A 23,931-nucleotide genomic window follows, 5' to 3' on the forward strand; every position below is an offset into this window, starting at 1 on the left:
CTCATGACTCAAACCGTTTCCGCCGCAGCCCGTGTATTACGTGTGCTCAAGGCTTTAAAGGGCCACACCGTTACCGGTCTCAGCAACACCGAACTGGCCCAATTGACCCAGAACAGCCCCAGCAACATCACCCGCGCCATGCAGACCCTGATCGAGGAAGGCATGGCGGTGAAGCTGGATAACGGTCGATTTGCCCACTCGATTGGCTTGTTGCAGATCGCACAAGCCCACGCCGAACACATGGCGCGCTTGACCCACCGGATGCAGGAAATCAATCAGCGCATTGCCGCTGGCTCGATGAATTAAGGAGAACACCGTCATGGCTCGTAACAAAGTTGAAGCTCCAGATGCCGTTGAACTACCCGTTCTGAATGGCGAGATGCTGACTGCCAATCAGAACCTGATGGCCAGCCACAACGCTGAAGTAATGGCCCAGTTTGGTGATGGTCTTCCATATGACCGTACGCGGCTCGTGAACGAAGCTCGCTTCTATATGGCGCAAAGTGCTGAGGCGATGTTGGAAGCCGGTAAGCGATTGATCGTCCTCAAGGAAAATGAGCCTCATGGGGATTTTGAACAGATCGTACGGGAACAGCTTGGCATGCCTGAGCGCACTGCTCAGCGAATGATGCAAGCCGCGCTCAAGTACCTGTCACCCCAGCTTCAGGCAAAAGCGCCAGCGCTGGCGCTTTTGGGCAAAACCAAACTATTTGAACTGATTGCCGAAGATGATGAAGACCTGGCGGCTTTGGCTGATGGGGGGACCGTAGCCGGATTGGTCCTCGAAGACATCGACCGTATGACCAGCCGCGAACTACGCGCTGCCCTGCGTGACGCCCGCGACGATTTCAGCGCACAGGGCAAAGTCATGGCAAAAAAGACCGCTGATCTTGATGACGCCAAGGTTGAACTGGAGAAAGCCCGTAAGCGCATCCAGTCCGCCACACCTGATGACGTGATCAAAGACCTGCGCAGTGAAGTGGTGGCGCTGAGCTTCGAGATCGAATCGAAGGTGATGGGGGCATTGCGTGAAGGTTTCACTCAGATGGCAGAGCACGCCAACGAAACGGGGCAGGATCATCGTACGTTCAAGGCAGACCTGATCCGCCAACTGGAAATCACCCTGGCCACCGTGCGCAGTGAATTCCACTTGCCTGCACACCAGGGCGATAGCAAGCCGGTCTGGATGGCTGCGGACGAGGCCTGAACATGAACCCGGTTCAGACCCAGCTCCTGGCTCAGATCGCCCAGCGGGCAGCCAGTGCCCCGCATGGTCAGCGTACCGCCATCTACAAGGCGGGGGCTGCTGAACTGGGCATCTCACTCCAAACCCTACAGCGCAAGCTGAAGGAGGTCTCAGTGACCAAGCCTCGCAAACGTCGTAGCGATGCAGGGTGCAGTGCCTTGCCCCTGGAAGAGGCGCAGCTGATTTCAGCGGTGATGCTGGAGTCGATCCGCGCCAACAATAAACAGCTGTCCACCATCGAGCGTGCTGTCGAGCGTCTACGCAGCAACAACATGATCCTCGCCGGTCGTGTCGATGAGGCCACAGGCGTGTTTCAACCGCTGAGCAATGGAGCGATCAGCCGTGCCTTGCGCAGTTACAAGCTGCACCCGGAACAGCTGCTGCACGATGCACCGGCTGTCTCGCTGGCCAGCAAGCACCCGAACCATGTGTGGCAGGTCGATGCCTCGATCTCGACACAGTTCTACCTCGCCGATGACGGTGCACGGGTGATGAACAAGGCCGAGTTTTACGACGGCAAGCCCGCCAATTTGAAGAAGATCGAACGCCAACGCTTGTGGCGCTACGTTATCACTGATCACACCAGCGGCACGTTGTACCTAGAGTATGTGTTGGGTGCGGAGTCCGCTGAGAACCTGTGCACCGTGTTGATCAATGCGATGCAGAAACGTCACGAGTCAGACCCGTTTCATGGGGTGCCGTGGATGCTGATGACTGACCCCGGTGCGGCCATGACCAGCGGCATCTTCCGCAACCTGTGTCGCGCCATGTCCATCGACTTGATCATCAACCAGGTCGGCAATGCGCGAGCCAAGGGTCAGGTCGAGCAGGCGCACAACATTGTTGAACGCGAGTTTGAGAGTGCCCTGAAGTTTCAGGCAGCCGAAAGCCTGGAGCAGATCAACGCGTGGGCAGGCCAGTGGATGCGTTACTACAACGCCACCTCGGTCCATACCCGCACCCGGCGTACCCGATTTGGTGTGTGGCAGTTGATCACGCCCGATCAATTGCGCCTGGCACCGACTATTGAGGTCTGCCGCGAGCTGGCCGTCAGCACGCCAGAAGAACGCAAGGTCAGCAACCTGCTGCGGGTGTCATTCCGGGGAGCGCAGTTCGATGTCAGTTCGGTACCGAGTGTGATGGTCGGCGAGAAGCTGTTGATCACCCGCAACTGCTGGCGTGACCAGGATGCCGCCATTGTGGTGTTGATGGGCGAAGACGGGCGCGAGCAGTACCACGTTGTCGAGCGGATCGAGATGAATGAATTCGGCTTTGCCGAGACCTCGGCAACCATTGGTGAACAGTACAAACGTCACGCCGACACACCGGCTCAGGTCTCGCGCAAAGTGCTGGAGCAACTGGCCACCGGCACCACCAACGAGGCAGATGCAGCCGCCGCTCGCAAGGCCAAGGCCGTGCCATTTGGTGGTCAGATCGACCCGCACAAGCATGTGACCGACACGGTGCTTCCGGCTTACCTGCCACGTCGTGGCACATCGCTGAACGTCAACGCTCCGACCGTAGAGCACGCGCTGCTGACTCATGTCGAGGCCGCGAAGCTGTTGCGTCCGCGTATGACTGACATCTGGTCGGCTGAAACCTTCAGCTGGCTGCAACAGCACTACCCGGACGGTATCGCCCAAGAACAACTGGACGCCATCGAAGCCGAGTTGAAACGACCTGCCGAAGTTGTACGCACACCGCTCAGCCTCGTGGCAGCGGTTGGAGGTAACTGATGTTGAAACTGAAGTACGTACTGCAAGGCGTTGGTCGACCGCAGTCGGCCTTGGCGGAGTCGTTGAACCTCAGCAGCGCCGCTGTTGCCCAGTTGCTGAACCACGGTCAATGGCCGCGCAGTCTGGATAACGAAGAACTGCAGGGGCGCATTCGCGTGTTCCTGACCGAAGCGGGCGCTAACGATGCCGATATCGCTAACGCCTTTGAAGAAGTGGATCTGCCGTGTTCGAGCACGGCAGATCCGGCCCAAGTGAATGAGCCGTCCGGGGAGGACGAACCTATGTTACTGCCAAAACAAACGTTACTGCCATCGACCCGCAAGGTGTTCAGTCTGTTCCGCGATCCGTTTGAAGAGCTGCAAAGTGCCCAGGACATGTGGGTCAGCCCGGACATTCGTTATGTGCGCGAGACCATGTACCAGACCGCACGCCACGGTGGGTTCCTGGCGGTGGTGGGTGAATCGGGCGCTGGTAAAAGCACTCTGCGCCGGGATCTGATCAACCGCATCATGGAAAGCAACGACCAGGTGGTGGTCATCGAGCCTTATGTTTTGGCGTCCGAAGACAACGACACCAAGGGCAAATCGCTGAAGAGTACCCACATCGCTGAGGCCATGATGGCGGCGATTGCCCCTCTGGCTAAACCCAAGAGCAGCCCCGAGGCGCGTTTCGCCCAACTGCACAAAGCCCTGAAAGAGTCGCACGCAGCGGGCTACCGGCACTGCCTATTAATAGAAGAGGCGCACAGCCTGCCGATTCCGACCTTGAAACACCTCAAACGCATTCTGGAACTGGAGGTCGGCTTCGTCAAACTGGTCAGCATCATCATGATCGGGCAGCCGGAACTCGACGTGAAACTCAGCGAGCGTAACGCCGATGTGCGTGAGGTGGTGCAGCGCTGCGAGCGCGTCACCCTGACACCCATCGACGGCAAGCTGTTGGAAGACTTTCTGACCTTCCGCTTCAACCGTGCGGGCAAGAAATTGTCCGAGGTGATCGATGACAGTGGCATCCAGGCGATTGCCGCACGCCTGTCCCAGCCGAGTCGTCGTGGCGGTCGCGATGAAACGGTATCGATGCTGTATCCGCTGGCCATTGGCAATTTGATGAATGCCGCGCTGAACATGGCCGCTGAGCTTGGCGTGCCTTTGATCAACGCTGACGTTGTGAAGGGGGTGTGAGATGGCGTCTTTGTACCTGAGAGGTGTGCAAACGGTTCCATGCATCAGCATTTTCGCTGAGGAGTTTCTGCCGAAGATCTCAAGCTTCAATAGCCTGACCCGCGATTTGCGTAAGGCCGGTATCGAGATCAAGCACCTAGTGTTTCTCGACAACAAGATTTTTATCGAGCCGAGCGGTGTTCGTCAGCTGCATCGCGAGTTTGGTGACGAACTGCGCGGCATTCGTTGCAGCACCGAAGGCCGGGTCACCCGTAACACCGTGACGATTCGTGGTGTTGATGTGGCATGGCTCACCTTGGTGAAGGAGCAGGATCAATGAACCAGCCCCTAATTACTGCAATCGCCGCCATGCGTGATGCGGCTGAACATGAAGCTCCGACCATGTTTTGGAGCGAGGCCATGGAGCACGTGGCGGTGCTGCTGGAACATGTTCAGAACTCGTCCAGCGCCACGGAGTCGCTCCAGGCTGTTCGGATTGCTACTGCTGAAGGCCGTCTGCCGGAAGCCATCCAGCACCTGCACCAGGTGCTGCATTGTCTTCAGGCCCAGTCCAGTGAGCATGTCATCCGTTTGGCCGATCTTCTGGTGACCTATGAAGCCGCTTTGTTGGTGAAGCCGTTCCTGTGGCTGGAGATTGGTTACAACCGAATCAGCGGCTGGATGATCACCGTCTACGACAAGGCTGGCGGTTTTGAACGTGTAGTGGTGCAGGTAGCGGGCCTGCGCACTGATGACACCTGCCAATCGGCTGCGCAGCAGCTTCGGGCTCTTATAAAGGAAGAACACCATGTCTGACACCATCATCCCAGCAGGCTTCGTCCGCAATGCCCTAGGTCACCTGGTACCGGAAGCTCAGGTCCGTGAGCAGGACAAACTGCGTGACCAGGTTGCCCGTGAACTGGCGGCTGAAGCCATCCCGTTGCACGCGGCACTGAAGCGTTTCAAAGCCAAGGCCCTGGGTGACATCGCCGATCTGGTCAGCATCTCGGGGGAGCGTTATGGCGTTCAAATGGGCGGCAAAAAGGGCAACGTCACCATCACCAGCTATGACGGGCAGTTCAAGATCGTGCGCTCGTACGCGGATCGCGTGACCTTCACCGAGGAAATGGAAGTGGCGAAGGTCATGGTTTACGACTGCATCAAGGCCTGGAGCAAAGGTGCAGACAACCATCTGTTGGCCATCGTGGATCGGGTGTTCAGCCCGAATCGAAACGGCCAGATCAAAACCACTGACGTTCTCGATCTACTGCGTCTGGAGATCAATGACGACCAGTGGAAGATGGCCATGCAGGCGGTGAAGGATTCGATCCTGATTTCCGGGAGCGCCGTGTACGTCCGGGTGTATGAGCGGATCGGTGAGTCGGACAACTACAAAGCCATTCCTCTCGATCTGGCGGCGGTGTGACATGGACAACAACCGCACGCTCGAAAAGATCAAAAAATGCCTGGAGATGGCCAAGTCCAAAACCAGCAATCCGCATGAAGCCGAAATCGCGCTACGCCAGGCGCATAAGCTCATGGAATTGTACAATCTGGAAGTCGGTGACGTGCTGGCCAGCATGGCGAGCGAGCATCCAATCCTTGCTGGTTCGGAAGGCATGCCCCCGGTTTGGCGTGTCCGCCTTGCGCAGGTATGTGCCGACGCGTTTGGCACGCGAATCATTATTTCCAATCGCCTATACAGTGCCGCACGTTTCATTTTTGTCGGTTGCTCAGCCGCTCCAGAGTTGGCTGGGTATGCCTACCAGGTGCTAGTGCGCCAGCTGCAGAAGGCTCGCCGCGAGTACCTGGACACGCAGAAGCGTTGCAAGCGCTCGACCAAGGTGGCCCGAGGTGACGCTTTCGCCAATGGCTGGCTTGATGCCGTAAGCCGCAAAGTCGAGTCCTTTGCTGGTGTTGAAGACAACATTGCCGAGGCCGTAGAGGCTTACATGCAAAAGCACTACCCCGACCTTGAGAGCGCGGACCTTAAACGCCGCAAGCTCAAAGTACGCGACGAACGTGCTGCCGATGCTGGCTATGAAGCGGGCAAGTCCGCTCAGTTGCACCAGGCGGTGAGTCATCAGCCGCGTGCGTTGCTGACAATGGGGGTTTGATATGAGCACCGAAAATCAATACGACACCCTGGTGGTGGAAGGCATGGGTGAAACCATTCCTCAGGCGGTTGGGGGGCTTCGTGTCGCGGCTTGGCATCGTGGTCATGCTTTGGATGCAAAATGTGAGTTGGAGGACTTCATTCGCAAGCTCTCCTACGGTGACTTTGAAGATCCTGAGCAGGCTGCAGTGGACCTGATGGAGCGTATGAATTGGGCATGAGTAGCTTTGACGTTACGCACACTGGAGGTGCTCAGTGACCAACGCGCCGTCCAACCCAAACCGGCTGCGCTATATCAAGCTGATCCATGTTGCTCGGCGTGAGCTGGGCATGGATGACGACACCTATCGCCTGATGCTGTCTGGCATGAAGGGTTTGGGCGGCGCAACCTCTACCGCGGATTTGAGCCTTGCTAACCTGCTCAAGGTTTTGGAGCAGCTCAAACTGCTAGGCTTCAAAGTACGTCCAAACAATGCTCAAAAAAGACCGCTGGCTGATGACGTACAATCCAAAAAAATCCGGTCGCTGTGGCTGTCCTTGCATGACCTGGGCGCGGTACGTGATCCATCCGAGGAGGCCTTGGCCAAGTACGTATTGAGCATGACCAAAGTCTCTGCGCTGCAGTGGCTCACTACCGCACAGGCCAGTCGAGTGATTGAAAACCTGAAACAGTGGATGGGGAGAATCCAATCATGAGCACCATTCGAGGCAGTGACCTCTTAAGCGAAACCATCGAACCTATGGCGAAGGTGATCCAGGAAAGCCTGGGGGTCAGCGCCGATCTGGCCGAAGCGACCAGCGTGGAAATCACCACGCTGTTTGCGCATCTGTGGGGCGGTCAGGTGGTCTATGTTCCCAAAGGCGTTTGCATTCAAGCGTCCAGGCTGCACCAGAAAATCTACGATGACTTTACCGGTCGTAACCACCACGAGGTTGCGACCAAACATGGCGTTTCCGTTCAGCAGGTTTATCGAGTGGTCAAACGTATGCGCCTGGCAATCATCGCTCGTAATCAGCGCGACCTCTTTGTTCCAGATGAGGAGTAAGGAGCAGGACAACGGCGCCTCGTCAGAGGTATGCTGAGCCCCGGTCAAGGACGATTGATCGGGGTCTTTTCAAATTGCACTGGTTGCAACTCTATTGCAGAACTCCGCTCACTATGGACCACCATGTCCCGGAGTATCTCGGGTTTACCTCACACCCCCTCTGGTATTTATCTCAGTCCTAAACAATTTCGGAGCGCTTGAATGCAGCCTGGCCGCCACCCCCGCCCGGGGCATTTGTTCCCTGAGCCCTTGGCCACAGGTGAGGCGCGCTTTCGCGCAGAGATTCCGCCCATTCGAGCGGGGTCAGAGGTGTTTTGCCGTCTTTGCCGAGGATGGCTTGGCCTTCCTTATCAACTGCGACAGCATCGCCCTCTTCGTTCAGCGTGAACTGCCCTCTGGCACGAAGGATCAGATCGTCCGTCGCTTCAGGCAGCGCACCCGCCTTGATTGCAGCAGCGCGAATCGAGTCGCCGAGTACCTTGTCTCGGAACTTGTTGGCGAACGCTTCGGACTTTTCAGCTCGAGTTCTTTCGCCGGCCAGCTGCTTTTCGAACTCACCACGCAGACGCTCAGTACGCTTTCCAAAGACTTCGTCGATCTTTCCCTCGGTCAGCAGCTTGGTTTCTTCATCCTGACCCGCTTTGGCCAGCAGCCCTTTCACCGCATCAATGTCGATGCCTTCGAACTGGGTTTCGAACTGAGTCAGCTTGCCGCTTGTGTCCTTGAGCTTGCCGATCAGCTCGGAGTTCTTGGTTTTCAGCCCGGTAACGGAGGCTTCAACAGCAGTCGCGATAGCGGCCTTGATTGCCGGGTTTTCCAGGTCGATTTCGTTTTCTTCTGCCACTTGATGCACCCCTTGGGTATGGTTTTCCCGCTTTGCAGGCATAAAAAAACCCGGCACATGGCCGGGTTCGGTTTGAGTCTTAGCGTTTGGGTATTCGCTCAGAGTCTGGAACTTGCTGGTTGATGCGCTTCAGCATTGCCATCAATCCTCCATGCAAGCCTGTCTTTGTCGCCTTTCGCCCTGATAGCTGCGCCTGAATCAGGTGACCTGGTCCGTTGTAAATCTCCTCGAACGAACCGTCTCGATTCATACGAATGCCAAGGTAGTAATCGGGAACATGATGCACCGGGAATGTGAGACTGGTGCCAAAAGTGGTCTTAATCTGAACGTTACGGCCATCATCCGTCACCGCATCATGGTGCTTGGTTAGCCCTTCGTTCAGCGTCAATTCATAGGCCAAGCTGGCAACAACCTCACCAATATCACCAACTAGACGACCGTCTGGTGTAAATGGTTTGCCAGGATAAGCGTCCTGGAGCATAGAGACAGCCGTGAACAGCCCCTTCAATGCCTCTTCAATCTTTCCCTGGATTGCTTGATCCATGATGGCTCCTTAGTAATTTCCACCATCCTAGCTCAGATCCCTGCGAGTTCGAACGCCAGTGGCTCCAGCGCTTTCATCTGCACCAGGGTCAGCGGTGAGAAGTTTCGATCAAGCTGCAGTTCGGCGAACCGCTCCAGGCTCAAACCGCCCTCCCGAAACAGCTTCGCCCGCTTCGGGCCTATAGCTGCATCCTGAAAGGAGGCCGGCTGCTGCTGGAGCCAGTGGTAATAGTCGAGACTGGCACTGACCTGCTGCGGCCCATCGTCGCCCACCGAAGCCCGTGTAGCGCCCTTCGCGAACATCTCGCTGAGCTTGGTCAGCAAAATGAACGTGGTGCGGCAGTTCGGGTGGAACGGTGGCCTGGGCCCGGAATCAACCGGGAACCGTCGCTTATCCATCGAGCGACATTGCTGGCTGGTCTTGCTATCCAGTGTGGCGACCATTTCAATTTCGACCACGATGTCCGTGTTGGCCTTGGCCACTTCCATGCGCGCCTGTGACGACACATGCTGAATCGCGGTATGGACGACCGTGCTTGCATTGCGATTGGTCGTTGCCAGAACGCCGTCTTTGTACCCCGCCGCCTTGGTGCCGCGAATATTGCGGATGACCTGGAAGTTCGTCTGCCCTTCGAAGAACCCCTGCCGAATAGTGCTGGTGACGCGTTCCCGTTCGGCAGTGGTCCAGCCCTTGATGAACGATTTCAGCAGCTTTCCGCCGCCAGTGCCGCGCACGCTGAGCGGGTTCGTCAGCACCGCCGCCCTGATGGCTGCCGCCGTCGGCGCCGCAACGTCCAGCGACACACCAACCGGCGCAGACCTGGCCAGGCTCGTCGCCTCGAACTCAGCTTCGTAGTTGGCAATGTCGATCAGATCGAGATTCAGTTGCACGCTGTAGCGATCAAAGATGCCCAGCAACAGGCTGTCGACCTCTTTCAGCAGCGCCTCCAGCCGCTTGACGTTGTACTCGGTCAGGTCCGACTGGGTAAGTCGATCTCGAATCGAGCGGTCAATCTCCTTGAGGAACGGAGCGAACTTACCGACCTCGCCCGCCTTCAGTTGCTCGAGAAAGACAGCATGCCGGATCGTGGCATCAAGGATTGCCTGGTTGACCGCCACTATTCACCCCCACGTCATCCAGGCCGAGGCCGTCAGTCTGCTCCGACAGCTCGCCGTCGATCTGCAGGTCTGTGCGTTCCGGAGCAATCAGCCCCAGTTTGCGCAGATACGCACGCAGGTCTGCTTTCGCGAAGCCGCCGTTCTGCCACAGGCCAACCAAGGCCGTGATCATCTGCGGATCAGCCGTCAGCTCAACGAACTCCTGATTGACCTGATAGGCGACCTTGTCAGTAACGCCCATGTATTGGCCGCACCACATGATTGCCCTGGTGTATGCCTCGCTGATGTTCGCTACACAGCCGGCCAGCACCGAAGTCGATGCCGATTGATCGCCGCGGGCCTCGGTCGCCGTCTTGGACGACAATGAAGCCACAACCATACGGGCGCCCAGCTCGATCATCATCTGGTTCTTGTCGGCCATCGCCTCTTTGACGAGCGTGTTCGGCAACGGCTGTGCGTAGCCGAAAGCCCCGTTGACCGGAAGCAGCATTGGCGCCCGGGAACCGACGTAAACACCCTTTTCCTCCAACAACTTCACCCATGACTCAGTCAAGCCGGAAATCCAGGGCTGAGCCTGGCCACACCAGAACACGCTGTCTTCATAGTCCGCGCTGTTTCGGTAATGACCGAGGTTGATCATGGCGATATCGTAGAGCGGCGATTCATCGATGCTCGGGTCGTTGTTCTGCGCACCGACGAAGGTGAACGGGATTTCTTTCAAACGACCTTTCACGCCAGTCGGGAAATGCTCCTCCACAACGGCAAGCGGGCCGCCATTCTCCGGTCCGGATCGGCGCCAAACTCGGCAGACGAAACCTTCAGTTTCCAATGCCAGTTCGCGGTACTGCTCAATCGTCTTGAAACCGAATCCGTCTTCGACTTCTGGGGTCTCACGGAGCACGACCAGAGTCAGAACGTAGTGACCATTCACCATGCCGGTGCGCCAGTTGATGATGTCCTCGGCGCAGTAAGTCAGGATCACTGAGTGGCCACCGGCGCCGTCGTCCTGGTGATAATCGACGTACAAGCCGTGACGCCCTGCCTCAAGTACCTTTTCGAGCACGCCCTGCGACTGCTGATAGATACTCACGCCGGAGCCGTTGGCGTTGTCCTGCAAGTACTCCAGCTTCTTCGGCACAGTGAGTGTTGGGTCTTTGTGGAATGCCAGGCCGAGCAATCCATTGCGAGTGTGGCCGGTGGCGTTCTTGAACACCGCACGCTCGCGGTATGCCTTGTTGCGGTCGGCATTCTCTGGCGACTTGTCGTGTGAGTTGATGCAGGGAAGTCGCGACACAACTCGGTGCTGACCGGCGCAGACATCACGCACAGTCGCCCAGCGGTCCAGCACTTCCGTGTAGTCCGCCCTCTTGAAGGAGGCGTCGTTGCTCATCGGGCGTATCCCATTTTGATAGAAGTGGCCGGCTTCCTGGCGCTCTTCGCTACAGCGAAGTACCGGAAACCGTCGGAACCGTGAGAGGTCCAGTCATGCAGCGGCCGATCTTTCCAGCAGCCGCGCTTGTCGTCCCATTCCTTGCGGTAGTTCTCGATGCAGTTGATGCCCTCTTCGCACTTCGACTCATCGAATACGCAGAGTGGGAGGATTTCCCGGACCTGCTCGATGCCGTCGTTGATGCCGATCTTCGGGACCACCTGAAACGTCATTTGGTACTTCTGCCCGTCGATCTCGTAGCCCTCTTGGGCGAGCTCACGACGGGTCTTGGCATCGCTACCGAACTCGCGGTTGTCGATGTCGTGCGGCCCCCAGTGCTCGGAATAGGTGTAACCCTTGTCCTTGAGCACCTTCATGTAATGCCGCAGGCCTTCGCCCGAGTTCTCGTAGTAGTCGATGACGTGGTATTCGGTGCCGACCTGTCGCACGAACCAGATGGCCGTGGAGTCGCTTACGCCGATGTCCCAGAAGGTCATCACCGGCAGATGGCTGTTGTTCGGTATCGCGCCAATACGCTGTTGGGCGTAAAGCTTGGTTAGTTGCTGTGCGTAATAGGCACCCTCGACCGACTGCTGGAAGGCTTCGACAGGGATCGACGGGTATTCCCGCTTCATGTCGTCGCCGAGTGTCTTCTCCTTGGCCGCGTACCAGGCGCGCTGACCGTCGTTCGTGACGATCCCGTGCTTGGCGTGCAGCTCGTTGAAGTAGTCGGTCAGGCGCTGCGGGATGACCACGTCTGTCGGGTCAAGCCAGTAGGCCTTGTTCTTCCACCAGCTGAAAAAGAAGAACTTCCAGTCCAGCAGGCCCAAGGGCACACCAGCCAGTTGCTGGCGTTCAGCACTCTGCGAGTAATCGAAAAAGTAGCCGGCCCGGCCTTCCGCCGTCGATTCAATCGTGACGAAACAGTCAGTGGCCACAGCCTCAAAGGCACCGGTGACGATCTCTCGGGCCTTGTGCGGGAACTTGGCGCAGATCTTCCCGAACTCCGACACATGCAGGTAACGCAGCGTGCCGCCTCGGAAGGACGTGGACACGTAGACCGAGCCGCCCTTGCTGAATACCAGCTCGCCGGCTGAATCGTTGCTAGCGGGATTGGCGGCGCGGATCTCGGCCGGCAGGTTGTCGTAGGCGTACTTCACCTTCTCGCGGAACAGGCGCTTGGCGTCGTTCAGGGTATGAGCGATCAGTGCGCACTTGGCCGACTCGAACAGCGCCGCGTCGAGCTGAATGATGCAGCACTCAGTGGTGAAGCCAAGCTGCCGAGCCTTCAGGATGATGTTCCGGGTATGCATCCCATCGAAGTATTCAATCTGCTCGTCCGTCATCCGGAAGCGGACTTTCTTGCCCTGCTTGTCGGTGATGAAGTAGAGATTGTTGATCCGCCAACGCTTATCCCGGAGCAGCTTTAAGTGCTCGGGCTTCATGTCAGGCATCCTTCGATAGTTCGTCCATCATTGCGGCCAGGTCGCTGACTGTCTTGTCACCTGTCTCCGTGTCGAGGTTGTAAGCCTGGCGCTCCCCCTTGATGACCTTGAGCTGTGCGTCAACACCAGCGTTCAGGGATCGGGCGAAGTCGCCGATGTTGTCCTTATCCACGTCCATACCGGAGAACGCATCGCAAAGCTTGTTCGCAATGCCACGCCACTGAGCAAGATCGGCCCGGTGAGCCAGCACTACTGAAGCAGCTTCGTCGGATGCCTCATCAATAATTTGCTCATCTTCACGCACTGCGCGCTGCGTGACGTCAGTGCGTGAAGCTGTGCGTGAAAGCTTGCCGTTGGTGGCTGCTCGCACCTGATCAGTCAAGTCTCGCAACCAACCATGCTTCTTGGCTCTGCTGCGTATCGTGCCTTCGTTTGTATCGTACTTATCAGCGATTGCGCGCAGGGACAGCAATCCAGCCCGGTAGGCCCGTTCGATCGCCTCCCAGTCGGGCTGCTTGGTTGTCATATTTTGTCCCAGGTAAGCCTAAAGGCGGGATTGAAATAGTGGCTCGGTGCCGGTATTGGTATGGATCCAATCCAGAGATTCACATAATGAAAAAAGTACTAGACCACGCTTTAGAACTGCTCAAAGACGATCAACTTCTTCGGTTTTACAACCTTCAATCAGGGAGCCAAGCTGACATTGCGAAAATGCTTGGTGTGGTTCGATCCGTTGCCCAGACCCGCTATCGCGCTACGTTACCGGCGATTGAGCAGCTAACTTTGACGGATGATGATGGATTCAGCCACGAAAACCCTGGAGACCTAATTGCCCTTCTATTTGAAACAGTGGTGCGAATTAATGGCAACGTCGATCTTTGGTACACCCCCGGTGCCGGCGGAGCGGAGGGAGAAATTAACACTACGCTAAACAACTTCACTCATGGACCGAGCTCAATGGGCGGTTCACCTACCGAAGGAGTCAAGGCAACAAAGTACTCGGAGGCCCTACAGCAGTTGATTCATATCGTGAAGAACCGGCGGCCATTCTGAGATCTCGATACCGCCTCAGCCGCAATAGCGCTTAAATCTCAATCAACTACGGCAAGGCTGTATTGAGGCCTCATAAGCCTTGTCATCTGCCTGATTAGCACTGCCAGCCCAACTATGTGTCAGCCCTGGCAGCGTCGATGGCGCTATCCAGATCGATCAGCGCCTTGTTGATGTTCTTGCTAATGGCAACGCGTGGTGCAGGCGGGTTACGTTGGTCATGCTGACTCCAGTGTCGCGACACAATTTGCTGATTCGCGAAACGTGTCGCGACCTACCCCGCCACCTCAAACACATGCCCACGTCGAGCCCAGGCGTAAGCCACCACTCCGGCATGGATCATCACGGTGAACGGGCTCACGTAGTGCCCCTGGATCGCCGCGGCGAAATCACCAAAGGCGCCGATGGCCACCAGGTAAAACGAGACGCTGAGCATCGGTTGCTCGATCGGGCGTACGCGGCGCAGATAGTCGATCGCAGCAATCACCACCAGTACGCACAGGAATGCGTCTACGACTCCCAAGATAGGATTCATGATCAGGCACTCCCGGTTGCGCCGAACTTTCCTGCCAGCGCCTTGAGGCCAGGGATGATGTTCATCGCCAGCAGCCCAATCAGAAAGGCAACACCGTTTTGTGTGTCGCTATCTGGCGGAAGCCCGAACTGGTGAACAGCCAGGGGCGTGGTGAAAATTGCAGACAGGAAGCCGGTGGCCACCGCCCAGAATGCTTGCTTGCGTGTCAGCCCCTGCAATAGGGTCAGCGATACGCAGGCGCCTGCGAAACCAGCCACAGCTACGCCGTACTTCGCAACAAGCGCAGCTGCAGCTGTAGATGCTGGTTCAGCCATTTGATACTCCAGATACGAAAAAGCCCCGGCAGATGCCGAGACCTTGAAATAGGGTTGCGGTCTTTCCCGCCGTCTACAGCAAAAAAGCTCCCCGCTGGTGAGCAGAGAGCATGTGCTGTCTTTAATGACACATTTAGCGTTTAGAACTCCCAACCAATGTGACCATAGGTTGGATATGGTGCTGTGCCTGTGTGCACGGGATCAGCATTATTTGGGTAGTAGACTTTTCGCCCCCGAATCGATGGCGTGAAGCCAAATCGAGCCCAGCAAACCCTATCGGAGATTACAGAGAAACTACCGTTTGCCTGGAGACGCAGATATGCCTCCGGATGACCAGCAGTACCTGAGTTCCAGAGGGGCTTCATGCTGGCATCGTAGATAACGAAGTTGCCATCACCCTGCATTACAGCGCGTGTCGCGCCTTTGTTTTGGGTCCAGGTAGCCCAAAGCACACCCAGTGGACCATTCGACACAACGAAATTGCCATCCGACTGGAAAACCATGGTTGTGCCGCCAACTACATAGCGCTGATCTACTACAAAATCAGTGCCTGGCGGAATGAGGATCGCAGGCTGCTCAGGGGCACTTGGGATGGCCGAATTACTCGTAAAAATCGGGTTTGCCTGGATGATGACCAGATTGCCATCATCTTGCAGTTGCAGATGAGTACGTACCGCAGCGTCGGCTTGGTACTTATCACCGCCGAGTACATCCGTATTTTGCGTTTGCCAGATGCGTTGGTTTTTAAAATCTTGAACAACCATTTGGTAGTTCATAGACACCGAGGGACCTTCTACAGCTTTCCATTTGTAAATAAGCTGCCCCGCGTAAGCACTGCTTGCATCTGCGACCCAAACTGCTGCGCCGCCATCGTACAAGACACAATTATTGTCATCCTGAAAAATCAGCCGGAACCGCTTATTTGGGGATTGCAGAAACTGACCAACGCTCATGACGTTTCGCGGAGGCAGAATAGCGCCGCCATTAGCAGTAAAAGGAATCATGGTGTAAGACATATTGTTCACCTATAGAGTCGAATGATTTGTTTGCGCAGCCTTGGCTGCACTCATGTCGCTCACAGGCGATTGCTCGAGGCTCGTGGCCTTCACATGATTCAACGTCCCGCATCGGGAACATTTGATCTGGAGCTCGGTAAACTCGCCCACGCGGGCGAGAAGTCGTTTGCAATTACCGCATCTGCATTCTTTCAACATCTGCAAATTCCTTTTGCAAATTGATTTCTTGAGTGGCTACAAAAAAGCCCCGAACTTGTCGGGGCTTTTTGCATTTCTGGCAGGCATAAAAAACCCGACTCAGTGGCCGGGCTTTTTGCTTCACTCCTACACACGCAGGAATGACAGGATGGGATTAATTTCGCTCATCCGCTCACTGATGTCAACAGGCAATTACGCGGCCTTTTCAATCAGCAGGCCTTCCATCCCCAAAATGTCCTCTGCATGGGCCAATGCCTCGTTCACCAAACCATCTGCCGCCTTCTGAATCGACTGCCTCCAGCGGCGGCGAGTCGACTCCGGCGTGCCATCATTGTCCCAGGTATTCATGTCGTAAAAGCTGTCTTTGAGCACGATCATCCCCGACGACCGCGACTCATCCCTCTTAACTTTGGCCTGGCCCGCAGTCAGGGCCGCCTTAACCATCGAGTCGCGACGCCATTCCGGAGCATCCAGCGGTATCTCAACCGACACCGAATTAACGACCTTGGGCCGCGCGCCCTTCAGTTGAGGAATCGCCCAGGCAGTCAGCGCCTTGTACAGGAACAGCTTTGGCGCTGGCGTACCGACGTGTGCTTGCAGTGCTCCCAGCGATTGCACCTTACGTGCCCTGTGGGTGCTGTACTTGGCTACCAGGGCATCCCAGTGTTTCGGCTCTAGGCCGTGGTGCAACCTAGCCGACACCCAGCAATCGACTTGCGTTCGGTCGATTGTGTCAGCACCCCACGAGCGAACCAGCGTCGCCAGATCGCCGCCCTCCTCTTCGTCTTCCGAGTTGTACAGCTTCTGCCAAGCCTGCTTGCTGGTGTTGTCGATGGCTTCGGCAGCGAGGGCCGAAACAACTGCGTTCAATACGCTTGGATAGATCATGCTGCTGCCCTCTTCAATTCTTTGATTTTTTCCCGGTAATCCGCCTTCATGGCCTTCAGGTTTTCAATGGTATAACGCTTCGGCTCATGCGGTCCTTCCAGCCATTCAACACGCTCAGCGCCGATGCGCTTCACCAACTCGATGCGGTAATTCACGATGTCGCCGGACTTGTGGTTATTGCACGGTGCGCACTGCTTCCACACGTTGAGCGGCTCGAAGCGCAGCTCGGGGTTCGCACCCACAGTGCGGTAGTGCCCGGCGTGATACTGGCCTTCGTGGTGCCGGCCGCAGCTCACACACGGCAGGTCCTTGTCGCGTAGGCGGATGAACTCGTTGAACGCCTGCTGAGCCTCGCGCACGTGGTCCGCCTTTGGCTTGATGCGCTCTTTTGCTACACGGATCTCCCGGCGCTCGCACTGATCGATGGACTTCCGATCCTTCTCGCGCTTGGCCTTGGCAACCGCCAGACCGCACAGGGGGCTGCACACCACCTGCATGGAGCGAGCTGGAACGAACTCGGCCCGGCACGCAGCGTTGCAGCACTTCTTCTTGCGGAGCTCCTTGAGGGCGACTCTCATGCAAAGCTCCCAATCTGGTCGGCGGCCGCCAGGGCCTCTTGTTCGGATTCAAAAATCGCAGACAGTACCAACCGCCAGCAGGCGTTGAAGACGTCGCGATAAAGTGGTTCGAAAGCGGTGTCATCCATGTTTGCCCAACTGATCGACTTGGCCTCTTTACGAATCCCTTCGGGCGTGTGCACCAGGTGGTAATGGCCGGCCTCGATCGTCACCCACTCACGGAAGGCTTCGCGGCTCTTGTCGACTGCCGGGAAGCGTTCCGCGCGAGCCTGCTCCAACCCGGTGATGTACGCGGCGACCGCATTCGAAAGCTGCCCCGGCTTTCCGCTCTGCGCCTCGAAGAACTTGGCCAACCCATGAATGCCGCGCATCTCCTGTCGCGGGATCAGGCCGCCGACCGGCTCCCAGTACTCCCACGCCAAATCGAGCATCGAGAAGAACTTGCCGTGGAACTTGCCGTTGCGCATGCGGGTGAACTTGCCGTGGATGACCTGGCCAGCCTTCCACTTCTGGACGGTTTCACGGTCCGCTTCGGTGGCCGGCACAAGGCCCTGGGCGGTACGGATCAATGCGAGCTCAGCCATAACGCGCCCCTTAAAGACTTTTCAGAAGGGATTGCAACTGCTTGAGCTTTCCGACCGCTTCAGCATTGCCTTCACGCTCAGCCTCGACCGAAAGCGCTACCTCTTCGATGCGTGCGGCCAATTTCTTCATGCGCTGGCTGACCTCATCAGAAAGACTGATTACCTCACCGGACAGCGCAGCCAGGACGTCGAGGGCGCCAGACTCTGACTTGTTGATTGCTACTACGGTCTGCTTGGCCGCCTGGGTCATGACTTGCTCCTTCTTGGGTTTTGGGGTTGCTGCATCACGCTGAAATTTTCCACCTACCGGCTCACGGATAAGCCCAGCGTCTTTGAGTTCGCCCAAGGCGCGGCGGATGGCATAAGTCGATGCGCCAGTTGCGTTGGCAGCCAGGACCGCGCTGTGGATGTCGCGAGCGCTCCAGCTCGCTTGGATTGGCACGTAGCCAAAGACCTTTTGGGCGATCGAAGACTGGCCGGCTAGGATTTGGGCTTGCCGGGATTCATTCATAGCCATCAGAAACTCTCCTTGCGTTGCGCGGCAGCGATGGCCATTCGGACCTTCCGCTTGCGCAGATACGTGTCGACCCGATCTGCCTGAGCCTTTTTGAGTCGCTCCCGTTGTTGGCGCGCCTTCGCCGCATCGACGATCTGGCGCACTTCGGCCAACTTTTCGCGCAGGTGTGGCGACGGTTCCGCGGTAGAACCGGTGAGCAGCCCGGCAATGGCCTGGCCATCCTCAGTGATTGGTTCAAGATTGAGGCGCAACAGCTGATCATTGGCGTATTCAAGCGACAGGCGCTTCATCTGAACTGCCTGCTCAACCGCCATCACTCGCCGAGCTGGGTCGAAGCCAAGGGAAACGCTCCAGATGGCCGGCACGGCTTCGGCTCGGGCGCTGGACACCAAACGTTCGTAGGCATTCATGAACGCCATGCGGGCACCGACCTTGTCGCCCAGATTGAGTACCGGCCGAGCGGCGACCATGGCTTGCTGGATCTCGGAGGTCATGACGACTGTTTCTGATTCGTCGTTGCCGGTCAGAGCGATCGACCACGCTTCGTCCTTGCCTGGTCGACCATCCTTGAGTTGGACGCGCGACAGGATGTCAGCCATCGCCAACTTGCCCTTCACCTCGTTCCGGCAGGACTTGAGCGCATCACGGACGATGGCGACCGGGTAGACAGCCAGGTCTTCAGCCATCATCGCCGCGGTGCCAGGGCTCATTTCCTGGCCCATCGCCTCTGCTGTAGCGCAAATGGCAGCGGCCAGGCCGGCGACCTGGGCGTCGTTCATCTCAAAGGTACTCATTGCGCTCTCCTGCCTGGCGTTTGGCCAAGACCAATTGAGCCGCTTGCTCGGCGGCGGACAGGTTGGCCTCGGTGCGTTCCATTTGGCGGGCGGTGGTCCCATTGATGCGCTGACCAGTGACCCACTGGGTGTGATAACTCTCGGCGTTGGCGAGCAGCTCGTTGAGGCTATGGCACTTGCGCAGAACGGCGGCATCGCCGGTTTTTAGGTAGTGGGCCGCGACGTGGTGAGCAACGTCCGCACCGAGACGGTCGACCAACTGGCCGAGCTGACCACCGATCTTGGCGTTCCACACCGGCCAGGTGCTGTAGCGCTTGCGGTAGGCCATGGCGTAGTTGGCCCAGGCCTTGAAGGTTTTGCAGGTCTGGTCTTTCGGCCCTGGCATGTCGGCCGGGATTTCAACCCGTGGCGCTTCGGCGCGATCAACCACCAACACCAACCCACCGGACCGGGTCGGCTTGTCCGAGCCGCTGTCCTGCAAATCCTGATTACTGGTTTCCTGATTGGTACCCTGATTATTGGTACCCTGATTTGTCGGAGATTTTTCCGACCCTGGCTCGGATTTTTTTCCGACCTTGCTCGGAGATTTATCCGAGGTAGATCGGATTTTTTTCCGACCATCGAGTGCATCGGAGGTCGGATATTTTTCCGACCCATCCAATTTGCGGTTCCACTCTTTTGCTTTCTCGGTCAGACGAATCAGGGTGATGCTGGACGTGCTGGAAAGCTCGATCAGGCCCGAGTCTTTCAGTGCTTTCAGAAGGCGATACGCGGTGTCCGGCTTATCGGTGAGCAGTGGTAGTTCATCAACGATCTTGCTCTTACTCAGGGCGAAGTAAATCCCGGTATCCGTCTTGATTGGATTAGCCCAGCTCGGGCACTCATAGACAAAGGCAAACAGCAGGGCTTGCTGTGCGTTCAAGCCCCACTCCAGCGCCTTCGGCTGATTGACGGTTATCGTGTACTGCATGTCAGGCAGCCGCCTCCAGCGTGACCTTGATATGGCAGAACTCACCATTCCAGGCGGCCTTCATCGGCAGCTTTTGCTTCATGTACAGCTCGTGCAGGCGCTTGGCGCCATCCTTCAGCAGCACTGGGGTGTACTTTAGGAATGGCTCTTTGCCTTCCTGCTCGATGGTGGTGACGCGCTCGGTGAGGTACCTGTCGCGCGCCTGGCATCCAACCCGGTACTTCACGGAACGCTTCGAATCACGCTCGGCGTTGTAGATCCAGTTGCGTGCCAGTAACGCGTTGTTGATCTGCTGGCAGTTCACGCCGTTCAGGCGCTTGCAGAATTGCGTAGGGGTCATACCGACCTGAAAGATCGACTCAAGGCTGGCGATCTTCTCGGCCTGCTGGTGGTTTTGGATGGCCAGCGCTGCATTCTGCTCTTCCAGGTCGGCAGCAAGGCGCAATGCGTCAGCTCGGGTCTGAGGAACTGAAAAGCCCTGCCCGCGAACAAGGCTCCAGAATGCTTTGACGAGAGTCTTCTTGAATTCGCGAACGACGGGGCCGTTGCGCATGTACGTCATGATCAACGTGGACTGCTGCTCGTTGAGCAACGCAAACTCGGTGGGACGCCCTCCTGTACTTTCAGATTTGAAATCCAGAAGTCCAAACTCCTCCAGATCGGCCTGATAAGTCCGGACCAGCTTGATGACGCTGGCGTGGTCGACCTTGCAACCCTTCGCGATTGCGAGTGTGGTGGTGACAGCTTCGCCATCAATCACCGATACGATGCCGATGAAGGCTGTACGCGACACGCTTTGCGAATACTGAAAACGTGTCGCGACATTGGTCGGGGTATTGCTTGAAATGGGTTGGCTCTGCATAATCGGCCCTCTCTAGTTTTGCGAATCAGCCGACCTCTCCGTCGGCTTTTTTCTGTCTGGGATTTGAGTACTGGATGGATCAACAGCGACTTCGGGTTTCTATCTGTGCAGACCGACAGGGCCGATACTGGCTTCAATGGATCGACGGACAGGGATTTTGGTTAGCCGGCGAGGCGTTGGGTTTGAGCGGGAAAGGGCTTCACCTCTTCCGCTTCAAAGCTGCCGTCATCGAGCTCAGTTACATAAACCTCTCGGTCCGCCTTCAATGCTTTACTGATGCCGCCCTGACTCATTCGAAGAGCTGTCGCTGCTTTTAGCTGACCAACCTTCGTCACAAAATCTTTTAGGGGTGTGCGCTGCATGCGGGGTCCTCCTTCACGATGCATAAATCAAAGTATTACCTGCGGTCTTTATTAAGTCAATATCGGCGGTCTTGGATTGATATTACCTGACGTAATACAGTTGCCCAATGAATAAACCTCTGAAGAAACGCCCCTTGAGCGACGTCGAGCAGCGAGAATGCGCGGCTTTGAACACGCTCTATAAGGCGAAGAAAAAAGAGCTTGGACTGAGCCAGGAAAAAATCGCTATCGAGGGTCTCAAGGCCAATAGCCAGAGTGCCGCGAGTCATTACTTGACCGGGCGAAATGCCTTAAATATTGAGGCGGCCTCTGTCTTTGCGCGCTATTTGAAAGTCCCTGTTTCGGCCTTTAGCGAGCGCCTGGCCAAAGATATCGACATGCTTTCAAGCTCTGAGCCGTCCAATGTCGAAGCAACTCGCCAACCCATCGAATCATTCCGCTACCCGGTGATCAGCTGGGTTGCCGCCGGCGCCTGGGCCGAAGCTGTCGAGCCCTTCCCACCTGGGTTCTCAGACCGATACGAGCTATCGGACTACAACTCAAAAGGTCCCGCCTTCTGGCTTGAAGTCAAAGGTGATTCGATGACATCACCAGTTGGGATGAGCATAACTGAGGGAACGTTGATCTTGGTCGACACCGAAGCCGATGCACAGTCAGGGAAGCTCGTGGTCGCGAAACTGGCTGACAGTGACCAGGCCACATTCAAAAAGCTTGTAGACGACGGCGGACGGCGCTTCTTGAAGCCGCTGAACCCGGCCTACCCTATTGAGATGTGTGCGGAAAACTGCCGGATCGTCGGCGTAGTGGTCAGGGCGCTGCAGAAGCTGTAGATAGCCTGTTCTTCGGCCATTTGTCCTGATTGGGGATGTTCGTGCGCTGAGTCATCGAACTTGATCGGTTGTTCTGAAGCCTGAAATTTAGCAAGGACGCGCAAATGAGTATTACATTCCTATGGATCACGCTTGCTGTTCTGACAGCACTAGCGGCCAGCTCTCGTGGCCGCTCGGTGCCAAGATGGCTTGCTATTGGGATCTTCTTCCCAGGGATCGGCTTGATCGCGGTCCTGGCTATGCGAGCGCTCCCCAAGACAGGCGTCGACGCCCTTGCACATGAAGACCTGCGTGCCTGCCCCAACTGTAGCGAAGCCATCCAGGCAGCCTCTGCAAACTGCAAACAATGCGGTGAGGATGTTTTACCCATCGACGTGAAAGATCGGAGTGGCTGGATTGCTCGCTTCACCTGCATAACAGATGAAGAGTTTGATCACCTCGCCGCTAAGCTGGCTGAAATTGATCTCCCGACGATCCTCGATGAGAGCCCGGTTGCAATCGTTGGTCCCTTTGAAGACAAAGGCGAAGCGCAAAACGTCCTCGGTTACTTGAAGTCGAATCATGCATTGGACGGGATGTTGGCCTGGCGTTCGGTTACGAGGTAGTCCGAAAACAGTCGTATCATCAGTGTTGTAGTCAGAGCGCTGCAGAAGCTGTAGTGATCTGGCGTGGGCTCACTTGAATTGATTTGGAATCAGGCATGAACGACGCGATCAGGGAAATCACCGAAGCGCTAGATCAGCAAATGGAACTGAATTTTTTCATGGCCGGTAAGCTTATAGAGCTATCTCCAGCCAGCGAACAAAAACGCCTGAAGAAAGACCTGCATACTCGGCTTAGCGTTCTAAGGGAGCGAACCCTGAAAGCCACGTGTGCACTTGATGCCCTGACGAGCGATCGCAAGCCTGTCCGCACTACCCTTTTTTCAGTACTCAAAAAATGGTTTTCCGGCGGTTGAAATCTGGCACGACGAGATTTGCAGGAGGTCACCATGGCACTCAACAAACCCAACCAAGAGCTGCGCCGCGACTTGAAAGCCGCCGCGTTCGCCCTCGAGGAGGCCGCTCTGGAAATGTTCAGGCTGGCAAAGCAACGCGGGGATACAGAGCTTCTGGAGGCAATGGAGACGATCGAAAAGCTGCATGAGCAAGCTGATCGGCTGACTGCGTATGCTGATGAGGTAAAGGCGGGAAGAATTGTAAGGGCCAAGCCGGAATAGATCGCGATCTTGGGGCGCGTATTCTGATGGGCGATGTATTCGCGCTAACAATTGAAAAACAGAGCAATGCCCTGCAGAAGGGTTACTGAATGCCCAACAAACAGTCGAAAAGTAAATCAGCAGTGACTGCTGCTGAAATTGAGCGCTCTATCCAGGCCCTGAACAAAATGGCAGAACGCCTTTGGGGTGATGGCCGAGAAGCTGAGGCGAAAGCCCTCCTCGATGCTCTGGATGCATTAAACCGGGCGCTCGATCGGATCAGGATTGGGGAGAGCCGCAGGGTTCTTCATTGAAACGTACACATCCCAGCTGAAGGCTGGGTGTATATGAGTAGAGAAGCCCGGCTCCAGCGCCGGGCTTTTTCGCTCCGCCCCGTCATACCTTCGTCACATCCACCAAGCACAATGCGGTCAGCCAAAAGGATTTGGCCCCGTCTACAGAAGAGAGCCCGCCATGCGCGGGCTTTTCATACAAAATTTTGTCACCATCCTCTTTGACCGCCACCATCCTGACCTACACTGAGATCAGCT

At 56.7% G+C, this 23,931-nt stretch carries 34 protein-coding genes and 1 pseudogene; 17 read left to right on the plus strand and 18 right to left on the minus strand.

Going from position 1 to position 23,931, the window contains the following annotated elements; translation table 11 throughout:
- The first annotated feature begins 3 nt into the window (after window positions 1-3).
- From BLL42_RS01980 to BLL42_RS02030, 11 genes are read left to right on the plus strand one after another with little or no spacing between them, the layout of a single operon-like run.
- Window positions 4-306 carry a helix-turn-helix domain-containing protein gene (locus BLL42_RS01980; RefSeq protein ID WP_071550551.1) on the plus strand — a complete coding sequence of 101 codons (303 nt, stop codon included), beginning with the start codon at window positions 4-6 and terminating at the stop codon, window positions 304-306.
- 13 nt (window positions 307-319) lie between these two features.
- Entirely contained in the window at window positions 320-1,207 is an 888-nt protein-coding gene (locus tag BLL42_RS01985; RefSeq protein ID WP_071550552.1) for a DUF3102 domain-containing protein, read from the plus strand.
- Window positions 1,208-1,209: 2 nt separating this feature from the next.
- Window positions 1,210-2,982, plus strand: a complete 1,773-nt coding sequence (locus BLL42_RS01990) for a DDE-type integrase/transposase/recombinase (RefSeq protein WP_071550553.1) — start codon at window positions 1,210-1,212, stop codon at window positions 2,980-2,982.
- Window positions 2,982-4,163 (plus strand): ExeA family protein, encoded by a 1,182-nt coding sequence (locus BLL42_RS01995; RefSeq protein ID WP_071550554.1) that lies wholly within the window; start codon window positions 2,982-2,984, stop codon window positions 4,161-4,163. The genes BLL42_RS01990 and BLL42_RS01995 overlap by 1 nt, the downstream gene beginning before the upstream one ends.
- Before the next feature lies 1 nt (window position 4,164).
- Complete coding sequence (locus BLL42_RS02000; RefSeq protein WP_071550555.1) at window positions 4,165-4,482, plus strand: hypothetical protein; 318 nt, start codon at window positions 4,165-4,167, stop codon at window positions 4,480-4,482.
- Window positions 4,479-4,958: a hypothetical protein gene (locus tag BLL42_RS02005; RefSeq protein WP_071550556.1), complete on the plus strand. Its 480-nt coding sequence runs from the start codon at window positions 4,479-4,481 to the stop codon at window positions 4,956-4,958. Before BLL42_RS02000 ends, BLL42_RS02005 begins: the two co-directional genes overlap by 4 nt.
- The gene (locus tag BLL42_RS02010) at window positions 4,951-5,568 is read left to right on the plus strand and encodes a DUF3164 family protein (RefSeq protein ID WP_071550557.1); all 618 of its coding nucleotides are present in this window, start codon (window positions 4,951-4,953) and stop codon (window positions 5,566-5,568) included. Before BLL42_RS02005 ends, BLL42_RS02010 begins: the two co-directional genes overlap by 8 nt.
- A 1-nt stretch (window position 5,569) precedes the next feature.
- Window positions 5,570-6,259, plus strand: coding sequence for a DUF2786 domain-containing protein (locus BLL42_RS02015; RefSeq protein WP_071550558.1), 690 nt, complete (start codon window positions 5,570-5,572; stop codon window positions 6,257-6,259).
- A 1-nt stretch (window position 6,260) separates the two neighbouring features.
- On the plus strand, window positions 6,261-6,479 hold the full coding sequence (locus BLL42_RS02020; protein WP_071550559.1) for a hypothetical protein: 219 nt from the start codon (window positions 6,261-6,263) through the stop codon (window positions 6,477-6,479).
- 34 nt (window positions 6,480-6,513) lie between these two features.
- A complete protein-coding gene (locus tag BLL42_RS02025) occupies window positions 6,514-6,954 on the plus strand; it encodes a gp16 family protein (RefSeq protein WP_071550560.1) in 441 nt (146 codons plus the stop codon).
- Window positions 6,951-7,304, plus strand: coding sequence for a Mor transcription activator family protein (locus tag BLL42_RS02030; protein ID WP_071550561.1), 354 nt, complete (start codon window positions 6,951-6,953; stop codon window positions 7,302-7,304). The genes BLL42_RS02025 and BLL42_RS02030 overlap by 4 nt, the downstream gene beginning before the upstream one ends.
- Before the next feature lie 184 nt (window positions 7,305-7,488).
- On the opposite strand, the pseudogene BLL42_RS02035 reads toward BLL42_RS02030, so the two are convergent.
- The 6 genes and pseudogenes from BLL42_RS02035 to BLL42_RS02060 form a co-directional block, all read right to left on the minus strand.
- Window positions 7,489-8,148 (minus strand): annotated as a pseudogene (locus BLL42_RS02035) (hypothetical protein); the annotation flags it as partial.
- A gap of 79 nt (window positions 8,149-8,227) precedes the next feature.
- Window positions 8,228-8,692, minus strand: a complete 465-nt coding sequence (locus tag BLL42_RS02040; protein ID WP_071550562.1) for a DUF6998 domain-containing protein — start codon at window positions 8,690-8,692, stop codon at window positions 8,228-8,230.
- Window positions 8,693-8,724: 32 nt separating this feature from the next.
- Window positions 8,725-9,810 carry a minor capsid protein gene (locus tag BLL42_RS02045; RefSeq protein ID WP_071550563.1) on the minus strand — a complete coding sequence of 362 codons (1,086 nt, stop codon included), beginning with the start codon at window positions 9,808-9,810 and terminating at the stop codon, window positions 8,725-8,727.
- The gene (locus BLL42_RS02050) at window positions 9,785-11,200 is read right to left on the minus strand and encodes a DUF4055 domain-containing protein (RefSeq protein ID WP_071550564.1); all 1,416 of its coding nucleotides are present in this window, start codon (window positions 11,198-11,200) and stop codon (window positions 9,785-9,787) included. Before BLL42_RS02050 ends, BLL42_RS02045 begins: the two co-directional genes overlap by 26 nt.
- A complete protein-coding gene (locus tag BLL42_RS02055) occupies window positions 11,197-12,684 on the minus strand; it encodes a terminase large subunit (RefSeq protein WP_071550565.1) in 1,488 nt (495 codons plus the stop codon). Before BLL42_RS02055 ends, BLL42_RS02050 begins: the two co-directional genes overlap by 4 nt.
- 1 nt (window position 12,685) lies before the next feature.
- Complete coding sequence (locus BLL42_RS02060) at window positions 12,686-13,210, minus strand: hypothetical protein (protein WP_071550566.1); 525 nt, start codon at window positions 13,208-13,210, stop codon at window positions 12,686-12,688.
- A gap of 86 nt (window positions 13,211-13,296) precedes the next feature.
- On the opposite strand from BLL42_RS02060, the gene BLL42_RS02065 reads away from it, so the two are divergent.
- On the plus strand, window positions 13,297-13,737 hold the full coding sequence (locus tag BLL42_RS02065; RefSeq protein ID WP_071550567.1) for a hypothetical protein: 441 nt from the start codon (window positions 13,297-13,299) through the stop codon (window positions 13,735-13,737).
- A gap of 271 nt (window positions 13,738-14,008) precedes the next feature.
- On the opposite strand, the gene BLL42_RS02070 is transcribed toward BLL42_RS02065, so the two are convergent.
- From BLL42_RS02070 to BLL42_RS02125, 12 genes are all read right to left on the minus strand, one after another.
- Window positions 14,009-14,269: a hypothetical protein gene (locus BLL42_RS02070; protein WP_071550568.1), complete on the minus strand. Its 261-nt coding sequence runs from the start codon at window positions 14,267-14,269 to the stop codon at window positions 14,009-14,011.
- Between the two features lie 2 nt (window positions 14,270-14,271).
- On the minus strand, window positions 14,272-14,583 hold the full coding sequence (locus tag BLL42_RS02075) for a peptidase M48, Ste24p (protein WP_071550569.1): 312 nt from the start codon (window positions 14,581-14,583) through the stop codon (window positions 14,272-14,274).
- 140 nt (window positions 14,584-14,723) lie between these two features.
- Complete coding sequence (locus tag BLL42_RS02080; RefSeq protein ID WP_071550570.1) at window positions 14,724-15,599, minus strand: putidacin L1 family lectin-like bacteriocin; 876 nt, start codon at window positions 15,597-15,599, stop codon at window positions 14,724-14,726.
- A gap of 9 nt (window positions 15,600-15,608) precedes the next feature.
- Window positions 15,609-15,797 (minus strand): Com family DNA-binding transcriptional regulator, encoded by a 189-nt coding sequence (locus tag BLL42_RS02085; RefSeq protein ID WP_071550571.1) that lies wholly within the window; start codon window positions 15,795-15,797, stop codon window positions 15,609-15,611.
- Window positions 15,798-15,989: 192 nt separating this feature from the next.
- On the minus strand, window positions 15,990-16,685 hold the full coding sequence (locus tag BLL42_RS02090; RefSeq protein WP_071550572.1) for a hypothetical protein: 696 nt from the start codon (window positions 16,683-16,685) through the stop codon (window positions 15,990-15,992).
- Window positions 16,682-17,263, minus strand: a complete 582-nt coding sequence (locus BLL42_RS02095; RefSeq protein WP_071550573.1) for a recombination protein NinG — start codon at window positions 17,261-17,263, stop codon at window positions 16,682-16,684. Before BLL42_RS02095 ends, BLL42_RS02090 begins: the two co-directional genes overlap by 4 nt.
- Window positions 17,260-17,847: a DUF1367 family protein gene (locus BLL42_RS02100; protein ID WP_071550574.1), complete on the minus strand. Its 588-nt coding sequence runs from the start codon at window positions 17,845-17,847 to the stop codon at window positions 17,260-17,262. The genes BLL42_RS02095 and BLL42_RS02100 overlap by 4 nt, the downstream gene beginning before the upstream one ends.
- Before the next feature lie 10 nt (window positions 17,848-17,857).
- Complete coding sequence (locus BLL42_RS02105; RefSeq protein ID WP_236721957.1) at window positions 17,858-18,364, minus strand: hypothetical protein; 507 nt, start codon at window positions 18,362-18,364, stop codon at window positions 17,858-17,860.
- Complete coding sequence (locus BLL42_RS02110; protein WP_071550575.1) at window positions 18,364-19,158, minus strand: hypothetical protein; 795 nt, start codon at window positions 19,156-19,158, stop codon at window positions 18,364-18,366. Before BLL42_RS02110 ends, BLL42_RS02105 begins: the two co-directional genes overlap by 1 nt.
- Window positions 19,145-20,128: a phage replication protein gene (locus tag BLL42_RS02115; protein ID WP_071550576.1), complete on the minus strand. Its 984-nt coding sequence runs from the start codon at window positions 20,126-20,128 to the stop codon at window positions 19,145-19,147. The genes BLL42_RS02110 and BLL42_RS02115 overlap by 14 nt, the downstream gene beginning before the upstream one ends.
- A gap of 1 nt (window position 20,129) precedes the next feature.
- Window positions 20,130-20,990 (minus strand): Rha family transcriptional regulator, encoded by an 861-nt coding sequence (locus tag BLL42_RS02120; RefSeq protein ID WP_081427276.1) that lies wholly within the window; start codon window positions 20,988-20,990, stop codon window positions 20,130-20,132.
- Window positions 20,991-21,151: 161 nt separating this feature from the next.
- Window positions 21,152-21,352, minus strand: a complete 201-nt coding sequence (locus BLL42_RS02125) for a Cro/CI family transcriptional regulator (RefSeq protein ID WP_071550577.1) — start codon at window positions 21,350-21,352, stop codon at window positions 21,152-21,154.
- A 107-nt stretch (window positions 21,353-21,459) separates the two neighbouring features.
- Here BLL42_RS02125 and BLL42_RS02130 point away from each other — a divergent pair, with 107 nt between their 5' ends.
- The 5 genes from BLL42_RS02130 (at window position 21,460) to BLL42_RS02150 (ending at window position 23,694) form a co-directional block, all read left to right on the plus strand.
- Entirely contained in the window at window positions 21,460-22,182 is a 723-nt protein-coding gene (locus tag BLL42_RS02130; RefSeq protein ID WP_071550578.1) for a LexA family transcriptional regulator, read from the plus strand.
- A gap of 104 nt (window positions 22,183-22,286) precedes the next feature.
- Window positions 22,287-22,787: a hypothetical protein gene (locus tag BLL42_RS02135; RefSeq protein ID WP_071550579.1), complete on the plus strand. Its 501-nt coding sequence runs from the start codon at window positions 22,287-22,289 to the stop codon at window positions 22,785-22,787.
- 95 nt (window positions 22,788-22,882) lie between these two features.
- Complete coding sequence (locus BLL42_RS02140) at window positions 22,883-23,140, plus strand: hypothetical protein (RefSeq protein ID WP_071550580.1); 258 nt, start codon at window positions 22,883-22,885, stop codon at window positions 23,138-23,140.
- Window positions 23,141-23,173: 33 nt separating this feature from the next.
- The gene (locus BLL42_RS02145) at window positions 23,174-23,401 is read left to right on the plus strand and encodes a hypothetical protein (RefSeq protein WP_071550581.1); all 228 of its coding nucleotides are present in this window, start codon (window positions 23,174-23,176) and stop codon (window positions 23,399-23,401) included.
- 89 nt (window positions 23,402-23,490) lie between these two features.
- Window positions 23,491-23,694 (plus strand): hypothetical protein, encoded by a 204-nt coding sequence (locus tag BLL42_RS02150; RefSeq protein ID WP_071550582.1) that lies wholly within the window; start codon window positions 23,491-23,493, stop codon window positions 23,692-23,694.
- The last annotated feature ends 237 nt before the right edge of the window (window positions 23,695-23,931 follow it).

This window comes from Pseudomonas frederiksbergensis (assembly GCF_001874645.1).
GTDB lineage: Bacteria > Pseudomonadota > Gammaproteobacteria > Pseudomonadales > Pseudomonadaceae > Aquipseudomonas > Aquipseudomonas frederiksbergensis_B.